This is a genomic window from Corallococcus terminator, assembly GCF_003611635.1.
In the GTDB taxonomy this organism is placed as follows: Bacteria; Myxococcota; Myxococcia; order Myxococcales; family Myxococcaceae; genus Corallococcus; species Corallococcus terminator.
Genome location: NZ_RAVZ01000854.1, coordinates 1 through 387, shown reverse-complemented (window position 1 = coordinate 387; position 387 = coordinate 1). Strand labels below are relative to the sequence as shown.

1 protein-coding gene is annotated in these 387 nt (G+C 70.8%); it reads right to left on the bottom strand.

Features of this window, described 5'->3' with window-relative positions:
* Nucleotides 1–55: 55 nt before the first annotated feature.
* Nucleotides 56–232, bottom strand: coding sequence for a DUF6104 family protein (locus D7V88_RS43755; RefSeq protein WP_167509927.1), 177 nt, complete (start codon nucleotides 230–232; stop codon nucleotides 56–58).
* Nucleotides 233–387: the final 155 nt, after the last annotated feature.

Here is a 387-nt window from a genome sequence, read left to right as displayed (position 1 = left end):
GTTCTACGCCGCGTCGGTCGAGGTGCTCTGGCGGACCCTCGCGGGCAGCTGAGGCCTACTCGTCCTCGTCGTCGGCGCGGGCGAGCCAGGTGGCGAAGCGGTCGATCGCGACCTCGAAGTCGGGGAACTGGTCGACGAAGGTCGCGAGCCGTTCGCCCAGCCACTCCAGGCTGACCTCCTCCTCGCCGCGCCGGGTGACCAGTTCCTCGATGCCGCGGTCGGTGAAGTACATGTGTCGCCCTCCTCAGAGGTTCTCGAGGTCGCCGTAGGACACGCCGAGTTCCTCGCGGGCGGCGTCCAGCACGCGCAGCACGCCGACGGTGTCGACCATCGGGACGAGGGGGCTCTCGGTCTCTCCCGCGCGCAGGGCCCGCTCGACCTCCGCGA

What these genes read in the sequence shown, in the direction of transcription:
- D7V88_RS43755 (WP_167509927.1), bottom strand. Translation starts at nt 232, where the DNA reads ATGTACTTCACCGACCGCGGCATCGAGGAACTGGTCACCCGGCGCGGC.